The sequence below is a fragment of the Bradyrhizobium sp. LeoA1Lang genome (assembly GCF_055413685.1).
This window is the reverse complement of sequence record NZ_JBVAPG010000138.1, coordinates 1-21,183: the sequence shown is the minus strand read 5'-3', so window position 1 is coordinate 21,183 and position 21,183 is coordinate 1. Positions and strand designations below refer to the sequence as shown.

The 21,183-nt window shown below is 63.9% G+C and carries 21 protein-coding genes; 9 read left to right on the top strand and 12 right to left on the bottom strand.

Features of this window, described 5'->3' with window-relative positions; translation table 11 throughout:
• The first annotated feature begins 135 nt into the window (after positions 1–135).
• Positions 136–501, top strand: a complete 366-nt coding sequence (locus ACZYOF_RS33075) for a flagellar protein FlaG (protein ID WP_130582397.1) — start codon at positions 136–138, stop codon at positions 499–501.
• A gap of 17 nt (positions 502–518) precedes the next feature.
• Here the strand turns inward: ACZYOF_RS33075 and ACZYOF_RS33070 are convergent, their stop codons facing one another.
• The 3 genes from ACZYOF_RS33070 to ACZYOF_RS33060 all read right to left on the bottom strand — a co-directional run bounded on the left by ACZYOF_RS33070 (position 519) and on the right by ACZYOF_RS33060 (position 3,942).
• Entirely contained in the window at positions 519–884 is a 366-nt protein-coding gene (locus ACZYOF_RS33070; protein WP_130582396.1) for a hypothetical protein, read from the bottom strand.
• 19 nt (positions 885–903) lie between these two features.
• Positions 904–1,269, bottom strand: a complete 366-nt coding sequence (gene flaF / locus ACZYOF_RS33065; protein ID WP_130582395.1) for a flagellar biosynthesis regulator FlaF — start codon at positions 1,267–1,269, stop codon at positions 904–906.
• A gap of 207 nt (positions 1,270–1,476) precedes the next feature.
• Complete coding sequence (locus ACZYOF_RS33060; protein ID WP_130582394.1) at positions 1,477–3,942, bottom strand: flagellin N-terminal helical domain-containing protein; 2,466 nt, start codon at positions 3,940–3,942, stop codon at positions 1,477–1,479.
• Positions 3,943–4,305: 363 nt separating this feature from the next.
• Between ACZYOF_RS33060 and flbT the strand changes: the two genes are divergently transcribed.
• Positions 4,306–4,737, top strand: coding sequence for a flagellar biosynthesis repressor FlbT (gene flbT / locus ACZYOF_RS33055; protein ID WP_130582393.1), 432 nt, complete (start codon positions 4,306–4,308; stop codon positions 4,735–4,737).
• 84 nt (positions 4,738–4,821) lie between these two features.
• On the opposite strand, the gene msrB is transcribed toward flbT, so the two are convergent.
• Positions 4,822–5,322 (bottom strand): peptide-methionine (R)-S-oxide reductase MsrB, encoded by a 501-nt coding sequence (gene msrB, locus ACZYOF_RS33050; RefSeq protein ID WP_130582392.1) that lies wholly within the window; start codon positions 5,320–5,322, stop codon positions 4,822–4,824.
• Between the two features lie 70 nt (positions 5,323–5,392).
• Positions 5,393–6,868 (bottom strand): NAD(P)/FAD-dependent oxidoreductase, encoded by a 1,476-nt coding sequence (locus ACZYOF_RS33045; RefSeq protein ID WP_463702205.1) that lies wholly within the window; start codon positions 6,866–6,868, stop codon positions 5,393–5,395.
• 93 nt (positions 6,869–6,961) lie between these two features.
• On the opposite strand from ACZYOF_RS33045, the gene ACZYOF_RS33040 reads away from it, so the two are divergent.
• Together ACZYOF_RS33040 and ACZYOF_RS33035 are read left to right on the top strand one after the other, a co-directional pair.
• Positions 6,962–7,504 (top strand): SixA phosphatase family protein, encoded by a 543-nt coding sequence (locus ACZYOF_RS33040; protein WP_130582877.1) that lies wholly within the window; start codon positions 6,962–6,964, stop codon positions 7,502–7,504.
• A 119-nt stretch (positions 7,505–7,623) separates the two neighbouring features.
• Positions 7,624–8,049 (top strand): universal stress protein, encoded by a 426-nt coding sequence (locus ACZYOF_RS33035; protein WP_130582878.1) that lies wholly within the window; start codon positions 7,624–7,626, stop codon positions 8,047–8,049.
• An 8-nt stretch (positions 8,050–8,057) separates the two neighbouring features.
• Here the strand turns inward: ACZYOF_RS33035 and ACZYOF_RS33030 are convergent, their stop codons facing one another.
• On the bottom strand, positions 8,058–8,294 hold the full coding sequence (locus ACZYOF_RS33030) for a DUF1127 domain-containing protein (RefSeq protein ID WP_394569022.1): 237 nt from the start codon (positions 8,292–8,294) through the stop codon (positions 8,058–8,060).
• 176 nt (positions 8,295–8,470) lie between these two features.
• Here ACZYOF_RS33030 and ACZYOF_RS33025 point away from each other — a divergent pair, with 176 nt between their 5' ends.
• Entirely contained in the window at positions 8,471–9,814 is a 1,344-nt protein-coding gene (locus ACZYOF_RS33025; protein WP_463718404.1) for an aminotransferase-like domain-containing protein, read from the top strand.
• 12 nt (positions 9,815–9,826) lie between these two features.
• Here the strand turns inward: ACZYOF_RS33025 and ACZYOF_RS33020 are convergent, their stop codons facing one another.
• Positions 9,827–10,420 (bottom strand): YdcF family protein, encoded by a 594-nt coding sequence (locus ACZYOF_RS33020; protein ID WP_463718403.1) that lies wholly within the window; start codon positions 10,418–10,420, stop codon positions 9,827–9,829.
• A gap of 110 nt (positions 10,421–10,530) precedes the next feature.
• The gene (locus tag ACZYOF_RS33015) at positions 10,531–11,136 is read right to left on the bottom strand and encodes a hypothetical protein (protein ID WP_463718402.1); all 606 of its coding nucleotides are present in this window, start codon (positions 11,134–11,136) and stop codon (positions 10,531–10,533) included.
• Positions 11,137–11,208: 72 nt separating this feature from the next.
• On the opposite strand from ACZYOF_RS33015, the gene ACZYOF_RS33010 reads away from it, so the two are divergent.
• Positions 11,209–11,643: a hypothetical protein gene (locus ACZYOF_RS33010; RefSeq protein WP_130582882.1), complete on the top strand. Its 435-nt coding sequence runs from the start codon at positions 11,209–11,211 to the stop codon at positions 11,641–11,643.
• Here the strand turns inward: ACZYOF_RS33010 and ACZYOF_RS33005 are convergent.
• The 3 genes from ACZYOF_RS33005 to ACZYOF_RS32995 all read right to left on the bottom strand — a co-directional run bounded on the left by ACZYOF_RS33005 (position 11,640) and on the right by ACZYOF_RS32995 (position 16,410).
• On the bottom strand, positions 11,640–14,045 hold the full coding sequence (locus ACZYOF_RS33005; protein WP_463718401.1) for an EAL domain-containing protein: 2,406 nt from the start codon (positions 14,043–14,045) through the stop codon (positions 11,640–11,642). The two genes, ACZYOF_RS33010 and ACZYOF_RS33005, sit on opposite strands and share 4 nt — an antisense overlap.
• 147 nt (positions 14,046–14,192) lie before the next feature.
• A complete protein-coding gene (locus ACZYOF_RS33000; protein WP_463718400.1) occupies positions 14,193–15,632 on the bottom strand; it encodes an MFS transporter in 1,440 nt (479 codons plus the stop codon).
• A gap of 271 nt (positions 15,633–15,903) precedes the next feature.
• Complete coding sequence (locus ACZYOF_RS32995) at positions 15,904–16,410, bottom strand: YciE/YciF ferroxidase family protein (protein ID WP_463718406.1); 507 nt, start codon at positions 16,408–16,410, stop codon at positions 15,904–15,906.
• A 405-nt stretch (positions 16,411–16,815) separates the two neighbouring features.
• Here ACZYOF_RS32995 and ACZYOF_RS32990 point away from each other — a divergent pair, with 405 nt between their 5' ends.
• Both ACZYOF_RS32990 and ACZYOF_RS32985 read left to right on the top strand, forming a co-directional pair.
• Positions 16,816–17,901, top strand: coding sequence for a lysylphosphatidylglycerol synthase transmembrane domain-containing protein (locus ACZYOF_RS32990; RefSeq protein ID WP_463718399.1), 1,086 nt, complete (start codon positions 16,816–16,818; stop codon positions 17,899–17,901).
• 167 nt (positions 17,902–18,068) lie between these two features.
• The gene (locus tag ACZYOF_RS32985) at positions 18,069–20,009 is read left to right on the top strand and encodes an SGNH/GDSL hydrolase family protein (protein ID WP_463718398.1); all 1,941 of its coding nucleotides are present in this window, start codon (positions 18,069–18,071) and stop codon (positions 20,007–20,009) included.
• Positions 20,010–20,066: 57 nt separating this feature from the next.
• On the opposite strand, the gene ACZYOF_RS32980 is transcribed toward ACZYOF_RS32985, so the two are convergent.
• Positions 20,067–20,684 carry a TetR/AcrR family transcriptional regulator gene (locus ACZYOF_RS32980; RefSeq protein WP_463718405.1) on the bottom strand — a complete coding sequence of 206 codons (618 nt, stop codon included), beginning with the start codon at positions 20,682–20,684 and terminating at the stop codon, positions 20,067–20,069.
• 163 nt (positions 20,685–20,847) lie between these two features.
• Between ACZYOF_RS32980 and ACZYOF_RS32975 the strand changes: the two genes are divergently transcribed.
• The gene (locus tag ACZYOF_RS32975; protein ID WP_463718397.1) at positions 20,848–21,171 is read left to right on the top strand and encodes an SDR family NAD(P)-dependent oxidoreductase; all 324 of its coding nucleotides are present in this window, start codon (positions 20,848–20,850) and stop codon (positions 21,169–21,171) included.
• The last annotated feature ends 12 nt before the right edge of the window (positions 21,172–21,183 follow it).

Genomic DNA, 21,183 nt, shown 5'->3' with positions numbered 1-21,183 from the left:
CGTCACCGGCGAGCGACAACACGCCTCAAGCACCTTGCGATCTTTCCGCGAAAGGTGGACTTCTCTTGCTTCGGGGATCATCCATATCTTGAATCACGACTCACGATCCAAGAAAAGTGGGTACTAGGAGGCGTGATGAGTACAGATTTCAGCATCAAGCCGGTCGGGGTACCGGTTGCGGCACCGATCACCGCTCCCGTCAGCGAGGCGGCGCGGAATGCCGTCTCAACCGAGCTGCCGCCGAGCCGGAGCGTCACCGCGGCGGATGCAGGCGCGCGCGCCAGCATCAATTCCAACGTCGTCAACGCTTCCGTTTCCAACCAAGTCATTATCGATCGCGACGCCGCTTCCGTCGTCTTTCAAGTCGTCGACAACCGCACGAGCCAGGTTGTGAGGCAGTTTCCTGAAGAGGCGGTGCTGCGCCGCCGCGCCTATTTCCGCACGCTCGACCTGACCAAGGAAACGCCGACACGTCTCGGCGCCACCGACCGCAGGGCCTGACGCTTCAGGTACGGCGCTCAGCCCTGGCGCTTCGCGTAAGCCTGGTCGAGATACGTTCCCCCGGTCGCAGGATCGTTGACGACATTCTTGATCAGCGCCGTGCCGACCGAAGTCAGCGTAAACTTGGTATCGCCGACCCGGAACGACTGATCCTTGATCAGGACGTCCTGGTATTTGCTGGTGCCCTCGCTCTGGTAGTGCACCTTGGCGCGGAAGCCCGTGACGTTCGTGACCTGGATCTTGAACGACTTGTTGTTGGCGTATTTGCCGGTCCAACTGCCCTCGTAGAGCTCAGGATCAACAGCCACGTAGGGCGTCTTGGAGGGAACGTTCAGCCCGACGGCCTTGTAGTTGGCCGCCAGGATGCCCATCATGTCGGCCATTCGAGCCGCTCCACTCTGCCTAGCCGCGGCCGGCGAGGCCGGCGGCGAGGTTGCAGTTGATGTCGATCAGCGACTTCAGCTTCGCCGGATCCGGATTGATCTGCATCTCGACGGTCTGCTTCATCACGAACACGCCGATATTGGTGATGTTCTGGCGCACTTCGAGCGGCTGCGGATTGTCATTGGCCTGCGCGGCGCTCATGAAGATCGACCACAGGCGGCGATTGAACAGCAGCGCGTTCTGCATCGCCTTGTCCGGCCCACTCCAGTTCGTCTGGACTTCCTGAAGCTGTCGTGCAGCTTTTAGCAGCGCCTGCGCTTCGATTTCACGGGGGGACGCCGTCGTGGTTGACGTGCGTGCGTAGGCCTGAGCTGCATTTGACATTCACGAACCTCGGTGGGAGCGGTTTGGACCGCGGGGTCTCAAAAAGTGCCCAACTTTCATACAGACCGTGCCTTTAAATATGGTTAGCAACGGTTACCAAATGTGTCCGTTTTCCGGCAGAAGCCGCCACGCCACGCCTTAACTAAAACGAAGACGGCGGGGTTCCCCCCGCCGTCTCGCGCCGTTCTTGATTTGGTGAAGCTACGCTTAGCGGAGCAACTGCAGCACGCTCTGCTGGCTCTGGTTGGCGAGCGCGAGCGCGGAGACCGCGATCGACTGGCGGGTCGACAGCGCCTGGCTGTTGGCCGCTTCCTCGTTGGTGTCGGCCAGCGTCAGGTTGGACGAGCCGGTCTGCAGCACGTTGATCAGGTTCTTCGAGAAGTCCTGGCGGATCTGCACGATCGACAGGTTCGAACCGAAGGACGACGCCTGGGCGCGCAGCGTGCTGCTGGCGTTGGTCAGGCCGCTCACCACCTTCTGCACGGAGTCGTTGTCCTTGAAGTCGCCGGACGACAGCGCCGCAAGGCCAAGGCCCGCGGAGTTGAAGTTGACGCCGGAGATCGCCAGCGTCGACTTGCCGGTTTCGTTGAAGGTCAGCCGCAGCGTGTCGCCGGTGAGCAGGTTGACGCCGTTGAAGGAAGCATCCTGCGCCGTGGTCGTGATCTGGTTCAGGATGTTGTTGTACTGGGTGACGAGCGCGTCGCGGGCGGCGCTCGCCGACGCATCGACCACCGGATCGCTCGGGGTCTTGTTAAAGAACAACTGGCCCGACACCGCCGCGGTGCCGCTGATCAAGCCGATCGTAGCCGAAGCCGCGTCGTTCGCGGTGGTGATCGTCAGCGTGCCGTCCTGCGCCAGCGTGGCCTGGAGGTTGTTCGACTTCAGCTCTGCATTGAGATCGTTCAGCGAGGTGACGTGACCCGGACCGGTACCACCGAAGGTGATGCTGGTCGCGGTGCCACCGCCCGTAGAGCCAATCGACAACGTCTGGCCGTCGAGCGGCGACGGGCCGTGGTCACGGGTCTTGCTGATCGGGCCAGCAAAGCCGAGGGCGGCCATCGCGGCCGTGTTCGAGCTGGTGATCGTCAGATCGCTGGTGGTGCCGGTATGCAGCGTAATCTGTCCGCCGGACACCGATGAAGAGTTCGGGGCCGCACCGGTCAGGGCGTCGATCTTGTGCAGCAGCGTATCGATGCTGTCGTCCTTGTTGATGTGGTTGTTGTCGGCCGCGCCATTGTCCACGAAGGTGATGGTCTTGCCGTTGACCGTGATCGTATCACCGGTCTGGAAGCCGGTGGTGATCGCGTCGCTGAGAGCGGCGGCAGTGCCCGACAGCTTGGTAGCACCGGTGATCTGCACGGCGCCGGCCGTGGGCGTGCGGCTCACCTTGTTGTCGGTGAGGCCGCTAAGCCCAAGCTTGGCCAGGGTGGCAGCATTGGAGCCCGAGAAGTCCACGTCCTGCGTTGCGCTCGTCAGAATATGGATCTTGCCGACATCGGCACCGGTTCCGATGCTGGCGGTGGCTCCAGAGGCGCCGTTAATGGCGGTGAGGATATCGCCAATAGTGCCGGTAGAGACGTCGATCGAAAGATCGTTGTTGGCCACCGAACCGGAGGTGCCGCCGCCGTTGTTGAACGCGATCGTCTTGCCGTTGATCACGAGGACATCGGAGTTCGTGAAGGCCGCGCCCGCTCCGACCAAGGCGTCCGCACCACCGGCAACCTGGGGACCGGAAAGCTTGGTCGCCGCCGTGATCGGGGTCGTGGTGTTGGTGGTGCTGGTGCGGGTCACATCCTGGGCCGTGGCCGAAAGGCCGAGCTTGGCCAGAGTGCCGGCGGCGCCACCGGTACCGTCCTCGATGTCGATGTCGTGGGCGAGACCAGTGCTGAGCTGGATCGCGCCGCCACTAATGCTGGATGCAACAGCACCGCCGGTGCCGGTATTGCCGGTGATCGCGTCGATCGCGCCCAGCAGGTCGCCCAGTGTCTGGTCGACACCGATCGTGTAGTTGCCGCTGCCATCGACCGCCGCGGCGCCCGTGGCCTGGAAGGTGATGGTCTTGCCGTTGACCGAGAAGGCAGCACCGGCGGTCAGGGCGCCACCAGCCGCAGTGCTCAGAACCGAGGTTGCGTCCGACGCGGCATTGATCTGGGTACCCAAGGTGGCCAGGCTGTTGGTGTATGCGGTCTGGTGCGTGGCATTGACGCGCGTGCCGTCGGCCGAATTGGCGCTGTAGCTGGTCAGATTGTTGTTGACCGCGAGCGTGCCCTGGACCGTGGTATCGATCGCGGCGCCGGTGCCGAGCAGATTCGAGGCGGTGGCGCCGTTGATCTGAACGCTCACGCTGGACTTGGCGGAATAGCCGACAGTCGACTGCAAGGCCTGGGTCGCGACCGACTTGGCGCCGTCGACCAGCTTCTGCAGCGAGGTGATGCCGGTGTTGGCCGCCTGCAGCACCTGCACGCCGTTGCCGATGCCATCAAGCAGGTTGTTGATGTCGCTGGCGCGATTGTCGAGCGCGGCGGCGGTGAAGAAGTTGGTGGGGTTATCGAGGGCCGAGTTGACCTTCTTTCCGGTGGAAAGACGGCTTTGGGTGGTGGCGAGCAGGTCGGCAGTCGACTGCAGCGAGAGGAGGTTCTGGCGAACCGAAGACGAAAGAACAATGCCGGACATTTTTCATACCTTTCTGGTGTGAAACAGGAACAAGTCGCTTCCAATCGTTTTTGATCGGACGACGGCTCACCTTGGAACCAAGTCTCCTAAGAAAAAATGAATCTTCTCGGTCGCATTTCTGGCCCGCAAACAGCGTGAAAATGCTACGCGGCGACACAGATGCTCCGGAATACTACTGAACTGGCTGCGCCTTCGGACAGAAGGGCAAGCACAGCAGGAACGGCGTTTACCAACCGTTAACCATGATCGGAAAGGATTGCGGCGCGATCGGCCGCCATCGGTCTTAACGGCGGATGCGAGCCAGACATGATTCGATTTCGTCGCAACGACGCATCGCGCGGATGGCGGCAGAGGAGAACGGGAATGGCATTGAAGGTCGAGCTGAAGCCAAACGAGCGGATTATCATCGGCTCCTGCGTGGTCACCAACACCGATCAGCGGGCCCGCCTCCTGATCGACGGCGACAAGATTCCGATCCTGCGCGAGAAGGACATTCTGACGCCGGAGACGGCCGACACGCCGGCCAAGCTGATCTATCTCGCGGTGCAGCTCATGTATCTCTCGCCCGATCCGATGGCGCACCATCCGACCTATTTCAGCCTGGTGCGCGACATCATCACGGCCATGCCCAGCGGCTGGCCGTTTATCGAGGGCATCAACAACCATATCCTCAACGGCGACCTCTATCACGCGCTGAAGGAATCGAAGAAGCTGATCGCCCACGAGGAGGCGCTGCTGGAAAGCGCAAGGAAGCTCAATGCCCCCGCGCAGGAGGACGAGCGCAAGTCGGCGTAAGGCGATCGCGCGATCAAGGAAAAAAGGCCTCCGAGAGGGAGGCCTTTTTTTGTGCTCGTTACATCTCGCGTGATGAAGATAGATTCAGGTGGCTGACGCGGTCGCCGGGTGGAAGACCAGCGCAAAACCGTCCATGCAGTAGCGCAGGCCCGTCGGCTTCGGACCGTCGTCGAAGACGTGGCCGAGATGGCCGCCGCAGCGCCGGCAATGCACCTCCGTGCGTGCCATGCCAAAGGTGCGGTCCTCGGTGGTGCCGACGGCGTTTTCGAGCGGTTGATAGAAACTTGGCCAGCCGGTACCGCTTTCGAACTTGGTGTCGGAGGAGAACAGCGGCAGGTCGCAACCCGCGCAGGCGAACGTGCCCTTGCGATGCTCCTTCAGCAGCGGGCTGGACCAGGGCCGCTCCGTGCCCTGCTTGCGCAGGATCTCATATTGCTGCGGCGTGAGCTGCGCGCGCCACTCGGCGTCGGTTTTCTCGATCTCGAATTTCTCGGCGGCCTTCGCCGGCGAACCGCGCAGCCAGCGGAAAGCGGCGAGGCTGAACAGGCCGGCGACGGACGCGAGCAGGAAACGGCGGTCAATCATGATGGTCTCCGTGGAGGCGGACGATTGTTCGCTGTCAGATACGGCGCACCCGGTTGCGACGTTACACCGGTCAGTCCCTGACCTCCTCACTTTTCTGCGAGCTTGAGCCATACGGCTCCTGCGGCGCGGGCGGCTGCGGGTGCGTGGCCCGCTGGCCACCGGGCGCGGGTCCGCGGCGCGGCGGCCGCGGCAGGGTGCCGTACTGGCGATTGGCCTCCGCGAGACGTGCGTTGCGGATGCGCTCTTTGACGCGCAGACCTTCCCGATAGCGCGCCAGTACGTTGGCGGCGGCGGAGGCGCCCCGCCCCCAAAGGTTGATCAGATGCGCAGCGACGCGGCCGGTGGTCCCGCCCGCCCAGACCAGTTCGAACGGCGAGAACAGCCGCCAGCGTTCGTCACCCCACAGGATGCTGCGCGCGATCAACAGCCCCGCCATCGCCGAGGTGTTCATGCCCTGCCGGCCAAAGCCGCTTGCGACCCAGAGGCCTTTGCGCAATTCACCGATCTGCGGCATGCCATGCACGGTCACACCAACGGCGCCGCCGAAGACATCGTCGATCCCGACCTTGCCGAGTTGCGGAAAGATGGTCGCGATGCGGCGCTTGATGGCGGGCGCGAAACGCTGCGGCTTCGCATTCCACGTCGTCTCCGGGCTCGCCCACATCAGCCGGTCGCCATCGACGACGCGGAAATGATCGATGCCGTCGCCGTCGCTGACCGAGCCGTGAAAGGTGAGCGCCTCCGCGAGCCGTTCGCCAAGCGGCTCAGTCACCGCCGCATAGCGCCAGACCGGCAGCAGCGTGTCCGACAGGCGCTGGAGCGGCGCGCCGAGATGCACGTTGCCAGCGAGCACGATATGGTTCGCGCGCAAGCGCGCCGAAGGCGTAATGATGCGCTTGCGGATGCCGGAGAAGTCGATGCTGACCACCGGCGTGTCCTCGAAGATGCGTGCCCCTGCCCGCTGCGCCAGCGCTGCCAGGCCATGCACATATTTGCGGCCGTCGACCTGGAACGCTTTGGGATAGTAGATGCCATGGAAATAGCGGTTGGTCCTGATGGTGCTGCGCACACGGTCGACCTGCCAGCCCTCGACCTCGGTCTCGAAATCCTCAGCCAGCGTCTGCAGCCGGCTGATCAGGGTCTCGCCGACATCGACGGTGGAAACCTGCAGCGCACCCTCGCTGAGTCCGATGCCCGGGATCAGTTCCTCGGTCGCGGTCGCGCGAACGTAATCGGCGCCGGCCTTCGACAGCGCCCAGAGTTCGCGGGCGTCTTCCAACCCGACGCGTTCGATCAGTTCGGACACCGGAAGATTGAAGCCCGGCATCACGGTGCCGAGCTGGTTGCCGGAGGCGTTCCAGCCGACCTGGCGGCCTTCGAGCACTGCAACGCTGGCGCCAAGCCGCGCCGCTTCCCGCGCCACCGTCAGTCCGGCAAGCCCAGCCCCGACCACGCAGATATCGACGTCCAGCTCGACCGAAAGGCGCGAGGGGAACGGCATCGCAGCATCGCGATCGTCGGTCGCACTTGTGGAAGGCTCGCTCATATCGTTTTCTTACGGACCGCAACACGGCTTGTCACCTTGTCGCGGGCATGAGCATGTAGATTAATCCAGAACACGCCGAATTGAGATTGCGCCATGCGCCGTTTGATGCTGTTGCGTCACGCCAAGACCGAAACCGAATCGCCCACGGGCCAGGATCACGACCGCCGGCTCGACGAGCGCGGCCACCGTGATGCCGCCGAGATCGGCGCCTGGATCGGCCGGCATCCGCCGTTTCCCGACCGCGTGCTGGTCTCGCCCGCGGTCCGGGCGCATCAGACCTGGGAAGTCGCCTGGGAGGCGATGAAAGGGCTCATACCGCGGCCGGAGGTCGAATTCCTGCCGGAACTCTACGGCGCCGATCCGACCGAGCTGTTGCACACGGTTCGCATGGCCTCGGTCAGCGACCCCAAACGGCTGATGCTGGTCGGCCACAATCCCGGCATGCACGAGTTCGCCCTCACCCTCATTGGCGGCGGCGATGCGGCTGCGAAGAAAGCGCTCGATCACAACCTGCCGACGTCGGGCCTTGCAATCTTCGACTTCCCGACGCACGACTGGACCGACGTGGCGTTCCGTCGCGGCAAGCTCGTACAGTTTGTCAGCCCGAAACTATTGAAGCAGACTTCGGACGACTAGCGCGTTTTCGAGCGAAGTGGATTCCGGTTCGCGTGAAGAAAACGCGTCAAAACTAGAGTCAAGGCAGCCGGCGCGTATCGCCGCTTGCCGTGTCAATGTTGAGCGGACAGGAGGCGTGGATGTTCAAGTCCATTCTGGTGCCGATCGATTTGGCCGACACCGAGCTGGCGAAGCCCGCGATCGCAACTGCGGCAACGCTTGCGGAAAGCTGGAAGGGCACGGTGCGCCTGCTCAACGTGCTGCCGATGACACCGGTGATGCTGGCCGAATATGTGCCGGCCGACTTCGATGCCCAACAGCAGCAGACCTCCGAGGAAGCGCTCGCGATCGTGGCACGCGAAAGCGGCATCGAGCCGTCGCGCATTTCCAGCGTGGTGCGACAGGGCGGCATCTATCACGAGATCCTCGAGGAAGCTGCTGCAATGCACGCCGACCTGATCGTGATGACCTCACACCGGCCGGCGATGCGCACCTACTTCCTCGGCTCCAACGCCGGCCATGTGGTGCGCTACGCCAAGTGTTCGGTGCTGGTGGTGCGGCATTAGAACGTTTTCTAGCGAAGCTTTCCCATCGCGGGATTGAGCGCGCCGCCAACGGCGGCCTCGATCTGGCAGCGTGAGATGCCGATGTCGCGCAGCGCGCGGTCATCCAGTCCGCGAAGTGTTTTGATGGCGGCGCGGCGATCCAGATAGCCGAGCAGCGCGTGCGCGCCCGCCCCGATCCAGCGAACCAGCCCGCCTGATGCGCCCGGCTGCGCGGGCCGGCCTGCGGCTGAGGATAGCGTCGACATCGTCTTCTCTCCGGCTGTCTCCCGCGCGGCAAAGCGATGCCGTCGGCGCAATGCTATCGCAGCGCCGTATTGACCTCGGATTGCTTGCGCATCCTCAGTACAATCGCAGGGTTGATGCTCTCTAGATGATCCGGTATTGATCTCAGTTCAAGAGAAACATTGCTCTCGGTGCAATTATGTCGAAGTTCGAATATTTGCGGCTTGCCGACGCCATTGCCGCCGAGATCGCCGGCGGCGCGCTGAAACCCGGCGACCGCCTGCCGCCACAACGCAGCTTCGCCTATGAGCGCAAGATCGCAGTGTCGACCGCGAGCCGGGTCTACACCGAGCTGTTGCGGCGCGGCCTCGTCGTCGGCGAAGTCGGCCGCGGCACCTTCATTTCCGGCGACGTGCGGCGCGGCATCGCGCCGTCGCCCGAAGCGCATGGCGCGCGCATCGACATGGAATTCAACTATCCGCTGCTGCCGCAACAGGCGGCGATGATCGCGAAAAGCCTGCAAGGGCTGGAGCGGACAGAGGCGCTCGAGGCCGCATTGCGGCCGTCGACCAGCACGGGCACGCAAGCCGTGCGACAGGTCTCGGCGGCGTTCCTTGCCCGCAAGACCTGGTCTCCCGGCGCCGAGCAGATCGTCTTCACAGCCAACGGCAGGCAATGCATCGCAGCCGCGCTCGCCGCCCTGGTGCCCCCGGGTGGGCGCTGCGGCGTCGAGGCGCTGACCTATCCCTTCATCAAGGGCATTGCGGTGCGGCTTGGCGTGACGCTGGTGCCGCTCGCGGTGGACGAGCACGGCGTGCGGCCCGATGCGGTACAGAAAGCGCACCGCGAGGCACATCTCACGGCGCTCTATCTGCAGCCGACCATTCAAAACCCGCTGGGCATCACGATGCCGGCCGCGCGGCGTGCCGATCTGCTGCGTGTAGTCGAGAAGCTCGATCTCACCATCATCGAGGACACGGTCTACGGATTTCTCGACGATGAGCCGCCGCTCGCTGCGCTGTCTCCCGACCGCTGCATCGTGCTCGACAGCCTCTCGAAGAAGGTCGCGCCCGGGCTTGCGCTCGGCTTCATCGTTTCTCCGCTACGGCTGCGCGAGATCATCATGGCATCCGTCCGCTCCGGCGGATGGACGGCGTCAGGCTATGCGTTTGCGGCCGGGCAGCGGCTGATGGGCGATGGCACCGTGTCCGAGCTCACGCGGCTGAAGCGAATCGATGCGGCGCGCCGCCAGCAGATGGCCGCAAAATTGCTCGCTGGCTTCGAAATCCAGGCCAATGCCAAGGCCTATCATCTCTGGCTGACATTGCCGCCGCATTGGCGCTCGCAGACTTTCGTGGCCGCAGCCGCCCGCCGCGACATCGCGTTGACGCCGTCGACGACCTTTGCGGTCGCCCCGGGACATGCACCCAACGCCGTCCGCCTCGCACTGGGCGCGCCGACGCTGGAGCAGCTCGAAACCGGACTGCGAGCGCTATCGGGCATCTTGATCGCGAAGGAAGAGGATTTTGACGCGACCGAATAGAGCCTCCGTCTCTCACGTGACCGGCCATTCCGCGATGAAGCCTTTGGCCTTGTATGGTTCGATCTTGTCCCACTCGCGTAGCACGCGGCGGCGAAATTCCGGATCGGTGTGCCACTGCGAGCGCGGCGTAGCAAAACAATCGACCGTCACCAGCATCTTCTCGACCTCCGGCCAATGCCGCTGCAGCGTCATCGGATAGCGCCGCGCCGTCCAACTGTTACCGAGGCAAATGACGCTGCGGATATTTTCCAATCCCAATGCCGCATCGATGATGGGCAGAGAAAGGATCACGTTCTCGCCGGTATTCACCGCGCAATGTTCTTCGAGAATGATCCCGGACGGGATGCCACGTGCAACCATCGCGGCCTTGATGATTTCGCATTCGGAACGATGGGAGCCGGGCGTCACCCCGCCACTGACGATCGACCAGCGGAAGAAACCCTCACGCCAGAGCCGACAGGCCTCATCGACCCGGAGATCGACGTCCTGGCGCGTGCCGAAGACGAACAGGAGATCGGCCGGTTTGAGGGGCGTGCGGATCAGATGCCTTGCATTGATCTCGGCAATCTCCGCCTCGGTCGGAAAACGCGCGCTTCGATCCTCCATGCATTTCCCGGCCCCATTGATAGGACAGGACGATGCCGCGAACGGAAGATTCCGCGAAGTCACTTTTCATTGCGCTCGGTTGCGATCATCTCGCAATTGGTACGCAAACGCTACGGCAGCAACTTATCCGGCAGATGATCGAAGCCGTAGCTGCGCGGCCGGTTGCGCCCGACGAAGCCGCCGATCTGCCAGGCGAACAGGACGGCGAATCCGATCAGAAACAGCACGGCGATGAATTCGCCGGTGAACAACGCGCGCAGCAAAAGCCCGATCATCGCGACCGCCAGCACCGCCAACACCGCGAGCGCGGCCGCATAGGTCACGGGCCCGAGCCCACCTGTCAGCACCGCCTTGCCGCCAGCCGTCTTCATCCGCCGGTGCAATTCCTCGATGAAGGCGCGGTAGCCGTGATCCTGCGGCGCCATCAGCGTTGCGGTCTGCCAGGTGGTCGAGAGGATGGCGAGGCGTCCGCCATTGGCATTGGCGATATCGGCGCGGAAACGGCGCGACTGCATCGACACCGGACGGTATGAGAGGCGGACCGCCGAGATATCGCGATAAGGCCAGACGCCGGAACGGCCGGCGATGCGCCACGACAGGCCGGCATCGGTCAACTCGAACTGATGCGCCGATCCGATCAATGATGCCTTGTAGGCATAGCGTGTCGACGCGCCCTCGCCTGGCTCCGCGCTATTGTTGGCTGATGACGTCGGCAAATTCCACAACCCGGAGCAATCGGCTGACAGCGCCGCTTGCGCGGCGCGCCGGCTTCATCCTACAACCGGAGCATGGCCGAGACGACCTCTTTTCCACGCCGCCTGATCCTTGGCGGCGCCATGATTTCCGGCGTGCTGCTGGCGCTCGCCGTGCACATGCTGGGCACACGCTACGGCCTTGATCTTGGCGGGCTGTGGCGCTCCGACACGCACGAATCGATGCCGGCGGGCGCGGCGATCGCCTGGTGGCTGATCGCGACGGTGGCGTTCTGTGGCGGCTATTTCACCGCGAACCTGATGCACAGCGCCGTCTCGGGCGAGATCCCGCCGCGGATGCGGCAATTCCTGATCGCCGTCGGCGTCCTGATTCTCGCCGGCGCCGGCCAGGTGGCCTCGGCACCGAGTTCGATCTCCACCATCTCGATCGTAGAGGCCGGCCTTGCCGCGCTATGTCTCGGCGGCGCGATGGCGTTTTGCGGCGCGCATTTCGCGCTGCGCAGGAATTAAGCGCTCAGGCGCTGCGGCGACCTTTCCGCCAGGATCTTCTTCACCTCGGCGGCGGGACGTGGCGCGCTGAACAGATAGCCCTGCGCCTGCGTGCATCCCTCGCGACGCAGCAGATCGAACTGCGCATCGGTCTCGACCCCCTCCGCCGTGGTGACGATGCCGAGACTCTTGCCGAGCCCGGTCACGGCGCGGACGATCGCCATGGAATCTTCCCGCGTCGCGAGGTCACTGACGAACGAGCGATCGATCTTGATCTTGTCGAACGGGAAACTGCGAAGATAGCTCAGCGACGAATAGCCGGTGCCGAAATCGTCCAGCGAGATGCGGATGCCGAGCGCGCGCAATTCGTGCAGCACAGCGAGCGTCGCGGCGCTGTTCTGCAGCAGCACCGTCTCCGTGATCTCGAGCTCGAGCCGATCCGCCGCAAGGCGGGTGGCCTCAAGCGCCGCCTTCACCGACGACACGAGGTTCGGGTTCTTGAACTGGATCGGCGACAGGTTGACCGCGACCGCGACGTCCTGCGGCCAGCCGGCTGCATCCGCGCAAGCCTGACGCAGCACGAATTCCCCGATCGGAACGATCAGCCCGGTTTCTTCCGCAAGCCCGATGAAATTGCCCGGCGGGATCAGCCCGCGCAGCGAATGATTCCAGCGCAGCAGGGCCTCGCAGGCGACGATCCGGTCGTGGGCGACGTCGCGGATCGGCTGATAATGGACCTCGAATTCGTCACGCTGCAGCGCCTTGCGCAGGTCGAGCTCGAGCATGCGCCGCGCTTGCGCGCGTGCGTCCATCCCGGTCTCGAAGAAGCGATAGGTGCCGCGGCCGTCTGCCTTGGCACGGTAGAGCGCGAGATCGGCCTTCTTCAACAATTCGTCCGGATTCTTGCCGTCCTCGGGCGCCAGCGAGATGCCGATGCTGACGCCGATCACGAGCTGATGGCCGCCGATGTCGTAAGGAGCCGCGATTTTCTCGACGACGAGGCTGGCGAGCGCGGCCACCGCCGATGGGTCGCAATCCCCGCAGAACTGCACGATCGCGAATTCGTCGCCGCCGAGCCGGGCCACGGTATCGTTCTCGGTGACGCATTCGCCGAGCCGCTGAGCGACCGCCTTCAACAGCGCATCTCCGACGGGATGGCCGAGCGAATCGTTGATGATCTTGAAATGATCGAGATCGAGGCAGAACACCGCGAGCTGGTCGCTGCGCCGGGCGAGCCGCAATCCCTTTTCGAGCTGTTCGCGAAACAGCGTCCGGTTGGGCAGATTGGTCAGCGCGTCATGGCGCGCCATGTGCGAAATCCGCTCCTGCGCCTGCTGCCACTCGGTGATGTCCTCGAAGGTCGCGACCCAGCCGCCGCCTTTCATCGGCTGATCGACTACGCGGATCGAGCGGCCCTCCCTCGTCACGACCTTGGTCACGGTGTTGCCGGCGCCGGCTTCCGCCATCACATCGGCAACGAACTGATTGGGATCGCCGTCCCAGTCGCCGTTCAGCTTCTGGTCCCGCAGGACATCGCGCAGCAGGCGGCCCCGCAGCGGAATGCTGGACCGGCCCATCATCGCGCCGTAACGGTCGTTGGCCAGGAGGATGCGGCCATCCGCATCGAACATGCACAGGCCCTGCGACATGTTGCCGAGCGCGGTCTCGAGCAGAACCTTCTGCTGGCGCATTTCGCCCTTGGCGCGGCGGTCGAGCATGGCCGCAACCAGCGTGATCCCGAGAAACGCGAAGGTCACGATCGCCGTCAGGGAGGAAAGCGCGACCGGCGAAATCGACATCTCGTCAACGGCGACGCTGGGATCGGGAATGACGGTTATTGCGCCCATTGCAGTGAAATGGAGCGAGACGACGGCCAGTGTCAGCAGTGCGGTCGCGCCGATGCCGTGGTTGCGATCATCGCTGCGCGTCGCAACCACGAGCGCCAGCGCCGCGAACAGGCTGCCGATCAGCACTGAACTGAGCACGATGCCGGGCGACCATACGACGCGCGCCGGAAGTGCAACGGCCATCATGCCGACGTAGTGCAGGACGGCAATGCCAACGCCAACGATCGCGCCACCAGTTGCTGCCGTCGAGACGCGGTTGTTCAGCAAGGCAACCGTCAAGCCCACCGTGACGATTGACACCCCAAGGGCCAGTGACAGCAGGGTGAGCGGCATGTCGTATCCAACGCCCATGCCGGGCTGATAGGCCAGCATCGCAATGAAATGCGTCGCCCAGATCCCGCAGCCGCCGGCCACCGCATCCAGCCCGATCCAGACCACGCGCGGAAGCCCTTGCGACGCTCTGGCCCGGTGAAACAGGCTGATCGCGACCGCGCCGGCGAGCCAGCAGGTCGCCAGGGCAAGGATGACGAACCGCCAATCGTGCTGCGTCGTCAGGCAAATCAGGACTTGGTACATTGCAGTTCCCCTACTGCGCCGTACCAGCCCTCCAGTTGGTGGATTTGGGGTAACCGCAGTGGAACTCGTTCTGCAGATGGTGAACGAAGTTTTGAGCCGGCGACAAAAATCGGCTCAATCCGCAACCGGCGCGCGCAATGACGCGGGTCACGCCATGGCCCGGTCCCGCCGCAGGGCGCCAAGCATGATCGCGGCAGCGGCCGCAAGCAGCAGGCCGGCCGAGATCAGCAACGAGGCGTGCAGGCCAGCGATGAACGCTGTGGACCGACCGACCAGCGAGCCGAACAGCGCGACGCCGAGCACGCTGCCGGTCTGCCGGGTCGCATTGAGCACGCCGGCTGCAATTCCCGAGCGCGACTTCTCGACGCTGCCGAGCAGCGTCGACGTCAGCGGCGGGACCAAAAGACCGAGCCCGCTGCTCATCGCGATCAGTTGCGCGCAGATCGCCCAATAGGCGGTGTCAGGCCCCAAGCCGAGCAATGCCAGGCATCCCGCTGCCGACAGCAGCGCACCACTGCCGATGGTCGCGGGCGCGCCGATACGCTCGCTGATGTGCGGCGCGATCAGATTGACGGGCAGCACCGCGCCCATCATCGGCACGAAGGCAAGCCCGGTCTGAAATGCCGACAGGCCGTTGATCTCCTGGAAATACAGGCTCAACACGAAGATCAGCCCGTAAAGGGCGACGTTGACGAGGAGACCAGTGAGCGACGTCGCCGTGAACATTCGCTGCCCGAACAGCGACAGCGGCAGCATCGGTTGCGGCGCATGGGCTTCGCGCCAGACGAACAGCGCGCTCAGCACCGTGGACGCCGCAAAGCCTGCGACCACGAACGGGTCTTGCCAGCCGCGCGCGCCGCCCTCGATGAGGGCGCCGGCAAGCGACCCAAGCGCCGCAATCGCTGCGATTTGACCAGGCAGGTCGACCTCGCGCGAAAGCGAACGCGTGGTCTCATCGGCGTAGCGGAAGGTGAGCCAGAGGCCGGCAAGACCAATCGGCAGGTTGACCAGGAAGATCGCCCGCCAGCCGGTGAGCGCGATCAGTGCGCCGCCGAGGAACGGACCGGCCGTCGGCGCCACGCTGGCGCCGGCCGCCCAGACCGCGACGGCACGGCCGCGCGCTTTCTCATCCGGATAGGCATGGCTGAGCAGCGCCAGCGAATTCGGCACCAGGATCGCGGCCGCCAGTCCCTGGATGCAGCGCGCCGCGATCAGCACAGGTGCGTCCGGCGCCAGCGCACAGGCAAGCGACGCCGCTGTGAACAGCGCGAAGCCGGTCATGAAAACCCGTTTGGCGCCGATGCGATCGCCGAGCGCACCGGCCGTCAGGATGAAGGCGGCAAAGGCGATAGTGTAGGCGCTCACCACCCATTGCAGCTCGGACACGCCACCGCCAAGCGCGCCGCCGATCGCATGCAGCGCGGTGTTGACGATGGTGACGTCGAGCTGCACCACGCCGTAGCCGAGGCTCATCGCCGCTAGCGTCAGCGAGGCCGCGAGCCGCGAAGGCACGGGTTTTTCGGCCGGACGGGGCGGCACGTCCGCATATTGTGCATATTGTCGGGTCTTGAGCGGCAGGTCTTGCATGGATCACCTCGACGGAGAGCCAACGCCAGACATAGCCCGTCGTTTCGCCAATACATTTCGGTACCGATCGAAGGGTGATCGCGGATGGCAGCAACCGGTACAAAAAGCCGCACCGGATTATTCCGGCGCGGCTTTTTGTCTCAATGTCCGAAATGCCTATAGAGTATGATCCGGACCATCCGGAACCGGCTTTCGCCCGGCGAGCGAAGCGTTTGCCCGGAAATCACCCTCTTATGAGCTGCAGCCCAGTCAAACGTGGCCGGATCGTGATCTAGCCCGCCGCCCTGAGATTGACCTTGCCTTCGGCGATCGAGGTCAGCTTCTTGTCGGTCGTTTTTTCCTCGTCCAGCGTCTTCTGCAGGATGGAAGCGCAGTCGTTGCGACCGAGCTGCCGTGCCCAGGCGATCAGGCTGCCGTAGCGGACGATCTCATAATGCTCGGCGGCCTGTGCGGCGTTGATCAGCGCGGCGTCGAGCACGTTCTTGTCATCCACCTCTGCGGCCACGTCGTCGGCCTCCTCGATGATACCGTCGATCGCCGGGCAATCAACCGCCCTCACTTGGGCGCCATGCATCCGGAATACCTGCTCCAGTCTCTGCACATGCGTTTTGGTTTCATCCAGGTGGGTCAGAAATCCCTGTTTGAGCTGCGGATCGGAGGCCTTTTTGGCCATCTTCGGCAGCGCTTTCACAAGTTGTTGCTCGGCGTAATAGATGTCCTGCAATTGGTGCACGAACAAGTCATTCATGGTCTTGATGTCTTTACTGAAGAGTCCCATTGCGCGTATCCCTTCGTTCTGGGAACATGACGCGCGGCCACCTCCTCGTCCCCCGCACAACGCCATGTTCTGCTTGCTGATACCTGCGCTAACCGGCTGGATGGACGGACGTTCCAGCGAAACCGCAAGAACCGGAGCAAGAACCGGGGGACGGAACAGCGGAACGTTGCGACGAATTGAACCGACAGGACCGCCAGCGGCGACTCACATTTTCCGATGCCCAGACATATGTACCGCGTATGACAGAAATCACGAACGAAGGCGGAAGCGTGGCTTGTCAAGGGCTGCACAAATCTCCCGTTTTGCCTTATGGGTGCTGGGGCACGGTGCGTTTGACCGTCACCCGTTACCCCATGTGACCACGTAACGGGCCTTCTTAAGAATGCCGCCCCGCCGGGAGGACGAATGCATCGGCTGCTGACCGCGCTTGGGCGTGGCTTCAAGGAAAAGATCGGCTGGAAACGGCTGGGGATCGCCGCGAGCGTCATCATCATCGTCTTGGCGGTGACCCATCTGGTCCGGACCTTGAAGGGCGTCGATACCGCCCTGGTCCTGACGGCGTTGACCGAGATCGCCCCGCATCGCATTGCGCTCGCCGCGCTGTGCGTGGTCGGCGCCTTCTGCACGTTAACCTTTTACGACTTCTTCGCGCTTCGGACGATCGGCAAGACCCATATCCCCTACCGCATCGCGGCGCTGTCCAGCTTCACCAGCTACACCATCGGCCACAATATCGGCGCCACCGTCTTCACCGGCGGCGCGATCCGCTTTCGCATCTATTCGGACTACGGCCTAACCGCGATCGACGTCGCCAAGATCTGCTTCCTCTCCGGCCTGACTTTCTGGCTCGGCAATCTCTTCGTGCTCGGGATCGGCATGGTCTGGCATCCCGCGGCGGCGACCTCGATGGACCTGTTGCCGGCGGCCATGAACCGGCTGATCGGGCTGGGCTGCCTTGCCGGCATCGGCGCCTATCTGGTCTGGCTCGTGACCGGCACCGGCCGCCGCGAGCTCGGCCAGAACGGCTGGAAGGTGGTATTGCCGTCCGCGAAGCTGACGCTCGTGCAAATCCTGATCGGCGTCGTCGACCTCGGTTTCTGCGCGCTCGCGATGTATCTGTTAATGCCGACCGAGCCCTATATCGATTTCGTCTCGCTGGCCGTGGTGTTCATCCTGGCCACCCTGCTCGGCTTCGCAAGCCACGCGCCCGGATCGATCGGCGTGTTCGACGCCGCGATGCTGGTGGCGCTGCCGGAATTCTCCAAGGAGCAGTTGCTGGCCACGCTGGTCGTGTTCCGCATCCTGTACTTCCTGATCCCCTTCGGCATCTCGATCTCGATCATGGGGATGCGCGAGCTCTGGCTCAACGTGGTGCACCCGTGGCTCAGCCGGCGCAAGCTCAATGATCCGCCTTTCAGGGCGGAGACCGCCGAGGTCACCGTGCGGCAATCGGTCGAGAGCCGGCCACGGATCAAGCACCTGAAACGGTAACAGCGACGTTATCTAGGGCATGATTTCCGGAAAGATCATGCTCAAACAAAGAGATGAGATCATGATCCGATTCCGTCCCATCGGATCACGATCTCGACGCGTTATTCTTTCTGGCTAATTCGGCGTGGCTCTCTTATTTCTGCCGCACCGATGCCGTGAAACGCGCCATGGTCAAAATTCCGTTCCGTTCGATCGTTTCCGCCGCGCTGCTGGCGGTTGCGCTGCTGGGCCAATCGGCCGAAGCGCAGACTGCCGCCGAGCAGCCGCTGCAGATCTCGTGGGAAGTCCGCAACCGCTTTCGCCTGTTTCGCGAGGAGCGCGACTTCCTGCTGCAGACCGAAGCCGGGCGCGGCCGCAGCGTGCTCGCCGCCGAGCAGGCGCTGGAATTGCAGAGCGACGGCCGCGGCTGGGCGCGCAACACCGTCAACCGGCTCTGCATCGACCTCGCCGGGCGCGTCAACGAGCCCTGCACCCGCGACAACGTCAAGGAAAGCTACCTGACGCCAACAGATCATCCGATCACGGTGCGATTGGTCGGGCCGATTTCGGTCGGCGCCACCTGCGCCTGGTCGTTCGACGACGGCGACGGGCCGCAGAGCTCCGCCTTCGACTGCGCCGAACCGGTGAACCTGCGCGTCCGCTACGGCCGCACGACAGTGGCGACCGTCGACGTCTCCGCCGGCTCGGATCCGACCCAGCGCGTCTCCACCGAGATCGCCGTGCGCGACATCTTCATCGCGGGGATCGGCGACAGCATCGCGTCCGGCGAGGGCAATCCGGACCGTCCGATCGCGCTGGCGGAAGACGGCTTCTGCTTCCGCTCCTATCTCGGCACCGCGGGCGCGCAATACTACCGGCCGAGCCGCGCCGGCTATAAAGGCGGGCGCGCCTGCGAAGCACCGGACTTCCTCTCGGTATGGCAGAAGCACAGCGCGCTGTGGTTCAACGCGGCCTGCCATCGCTCGCTCTACAGCTACCAGACGCGCACGGCGCTCGCGCTCGCGGTGCGCTACCCGCACATCGCCGTGACCTACCTGCCGCTCGCCTGCACGGGCGCAACCATCAATGACGGGCTGTTCGGCTCACAGCAGGCCCGCGAGTGCCTGCCGAGCAAATCGGGCAATACCTGCTCGGGCAGCGTCAACGGCCAGCTCGCCGAATTGCGCGATGCGCTCGCGGCAGCCAAGCGCCGCCAGCCGGATCGGCAGCTCGACCTGCTCCTGCTCTCGATCGGCGCCAACGACATCTACTTCTCCGGCCTCGTCGCCGACGTGATCGTCGATACTGGGACGGAGCGCGCGCTGTTCCGGCGCGGCGGCGTCCTGGCGTCCGTCGACGATTCCCGCGACGCGCTGCGACGCACGTTGCCGCAATCATTCGGCAAACTGCGCGAGGCGCTCAAGCCGCTCGTCGGCGGTGACCTGACGCGCGTGATCTATACGGCCTATGCCAATCCGGCGCTGTCGGACGGCGGCGTCCCCTGCCCCGGCGGTCGCGCCGGCTTCGACATCCATCCCTCCTTCAACGCTGCGCCGCAGCGGCTTGGTCCGGTGGCCGGCTATGTGCAGGACGAATTTCTTCCAACGCTGAAGGCGCTGGCGCTCTGCCAGTCAGGCATTCTCTGTCGCAATCCGCGTGCCGACCGCATGACCTTCGTCGACGCCCATCAGGACGCGTTCGCGATGCATGGCTTCTGCGCGCGTGCCGCCACCGATCCGGAATTCGACCGGCAATGCTTTGCGGCCAATGGCGAGAGCTTCAATCCTGACATCGTCAGTGCCGCCAGCCAGCCGATGATGTGCGGCCGCAGCGCCTCGGAATATCGCGCCTACCTGCCGCGCGCACGCTGGATCCGCGACGCCAATGACAGCTACTTCACCGCGATGACCTATCCGCAGGCGCTGCCGTCCTCGATGCAACCCTCGGACATTCACGACGCGACCTGGGGCGTCCTGTCGGCCGTCTATGGCGGCGCGGTGCATCCGACCGCCGAAGGACACGCCGCGATGGCGGACGCCGCCGTTCCCGCAGCGGCCGCGGTGCTGCGGCTCGATGTCAGCGTGGGTGAGGTGATCTCCGGACCGGTGCAGCCGATCGACGGACGCTAAAGCGCGGTGCGAGCACTGCGGAGGCCAAGCGCAAGCGATGGCCGGCGCGCTTCTTATCTAAGGTTCGGATGACTTTCCGGAAAGTGTGGAACTACCGGTAGGCCACGTGGAAAGCGCCTGCTCAGCAACAGCCTCCAGCATGTCGCGGCTAAAGCCGGCTTTAGCCTGCACCGCCATGCCGTGAGTGACGGCCATCACGAACGCCGCAAGGGCATCAGATTTAGCAGTCTTCGGTAAGTCGCCCTCGGCCTTCGCCCGTTCGAAGCGTTCACGAAGCTGCGCCTGACCAGCCGCGCGAAAATCTATCAACGCTTGTCGCACAGGTTCCGCTTCATCCGATCCCGCCAGGGCCCCATTGATACCGAGACACCCCGTATAGTCGGGATAACGCGTATTGAGGTCGGCTGCATTGTACAGGATGTGCGCAGCAACTTGGCGCGCTGTGGGTAGCTGAAGCGCCTCTTGAATGTAGTCCAAGTATCGCTCGGAATAGCGAGCTAGGGCTTGGCGGAAGAGCGCTTCCTTGTTGCCAAATGCAGAATAGAGGGCGGGCCTCTCTACGCCGGCGGCCTCGGTCAGGTCAGCGTAGGAAGCCCCCTCGTAGCCCTTACGCCAGAAGACGCATAGCGCGGCGTCGAGCGCTTTCTCCACGTCAAATTCGCGATGGCGTCCCATCAGATCGACTCGGCTTTTTTCATAATGCCCATTACTAAACCGCTTGACATCCCCTGTCCAGATTCCATACCAATCGTTATCGTAATTATCGTTACGAAAATGAGGCGCTGTCGCTTGCCAAGGCCTGGGACGGCACCCCCGATCGGGTAGAGAAAGGATTCCTATGTCGAAGATATTGAAGGGCAATGTCGCCCTCGTTACCGGCGGCTCACGCGGGCTTGGTGCCGCTACGGCGGAGGCGCTTGCTGATCACGGAGCAGACGTTGCGATCAGCTACGCGGCCTCGGCTGATAAGGCGGATGCAGTCGTGAAGAAGCTCAAGGCAAAGGGCGTACGCGCGATTGCTATAAAGAGCGACCAAGCTGACCTTACTGAGCTATGGCCGAAATTGGGTGATGGGGCTGATCAGGCGGCGCGGTTAGCTGGCGTCGTCGATTCTGCGACGCCGTCGGTAAATTTGACGCCGGCAATGACCCTTGGCAACTGATTTTCGCCCTTC

Excerpts from the sequence above, each read along its gene's own strand:
- ACZYOF_RS33075 (WP_130582397.1), top strand. The coding sequence starts at position 136 with ATGAGTACAGATTTCAGCATCAAGCCGGTCGGGGTACCGGTTGCGGCA.
- ACZYOF_RS33070 (WP_130582396.1), bottom strand. The coding sequence starts at position 884 with ATGGCCGACATGATGGGCATCCTGGCGGCCAACTACAAGGCCGTCGGG.
- flaF (WP_130582395.1), bottom strand. The coding sequence starts at position 1,269 with ATGTCAAATGCAGCTCAGGCCTACGCACGCACGTCAACCACGACGGCG.
- ACZYOF_RS33060 (WP_130582394.1), bottom strand. The coding sequence starts at position 3,942 with ATGTCCGGCATTGTTCTTTCGTCTTCGGTTCGCCAGAACCTCCTCTCG.
- flbT (WP_130582393.1), top strand. The coding sequence starts at position 4,306 with ATGGCATTGAAGGTCGAGCTGAAGCCAAACGAGCGGATTATCATCGGC.
- msrB (WP_130582392.1), bottom strand. The coding sequence starts at position 5,322 with ATGATTGACCGCCGTTTCCTGCTCGCGTCCGTCGCCGGCCTGTTCAGC.
- ACZYOF_RS33045 (WP_463702205.1), bottom strand. The coding sequence starts at position 6,868 with ATGAGCGAGCCTTCCACAAGTGCGACCGACGATCGCGATGCTGCGATG.
- ACZYOF_RS33040 (WP_130582877.1), top strand. The coding sequence starts at position 6,962 with ATGCGCCGTTTGATGCTGTTGCGTCACGCCAAGACCGAAACCGAATCG.
- ACZYOF_RS33035 (WP_130582878.1), top strand. The coding sequence starts at position 7,624 with ATGTTCAAGTCCATTCTGGTGCCGATCGATTTGGCCGACACCGAGCTG.
- ACZYOF_RS33030 (WP_394569022.1), bottom strand. The coding sequence starts at position 8,294 with ATGTCGACGCTATCCTCAGCCGCAGGCCGGCCCGCGCAGCCGGGCGCA.
- ACZYOF_RS33025 (WP_463718404.1), top strand. The coding sequence starts at position 8,471 with ATGTCGAAGTTCGAATATTTGCGGCTTGCCGACGCCATTGCCGCCGAG.
- ACZYOF_RS33020 (WP_463718403.1), bottom strand. The coding sequence starts at position 10,420 with ATGGAGGATCGAAGCGCGCGTTTTCCGACCGAGGCGGAGATTGCCGAG.
- ACZYOF_RS33010 (WP_130582882.1), top strand. The coding sequence starts at position 11,209 with ATGGCCGAGACGACCTCTTTTCCACGCCGCCTGATCCTTGGCGGCGCC.
- ACZYOF_RS33005 (WP_463718401.1), bottom strand. The coding sequence starts at position 14,045 with ATGTACCAAGTCCTGATTTGCCTGACGACGCAGCACGATTGGCGGTTC.
- ACZYOF_RS33000 (WP_463718400.1), bottom strand. The coding sequence starts at position 15,632 with ATGCAAGACCTGCCGCTCAAGACCCGACAATATGCACAATATGCGGAC.
- ACZYOF_RS32995 (WP_463718406.1), bottom strand. The coding sequence starts at position 16,410 with ATGGGACTCTTCAGTAAAGACATCAAGACCATGAATGACTTGTTCGTG.
- ACZYOF_RS32990 (WP_463718399.1), top strand. The coding sequence starts at position 16,816 with ATGCATCGGCTGCTGACCGCGCTTGGGCGTGGCTTCAAGGAAAAGATC.
- ACZYOF_RS32985 (WP_463718398.1), top strand. The coding sequence starts at position 18,069 with ATGGTCAAAATTCCGTTCCGTTCGATCGTTTCCGCCGCGCTGCTGGCG.
- ACZYOF_RS32980 (WP_463718405.1), bottom strand. The coding sequence starts at position 20,684 with ATGGGACGCCATCGCGAATTTGACGTGGAGAAAGCGCTCGACGCCGCG.
- ACZYOF_RS32975 (WP_463718397.1), top strand. The coding sequence starts at position 20,848 with ATGTCGAAGATATTGAAGGGCAATGTCGCCCTCGTTACCGGCGGCTCA.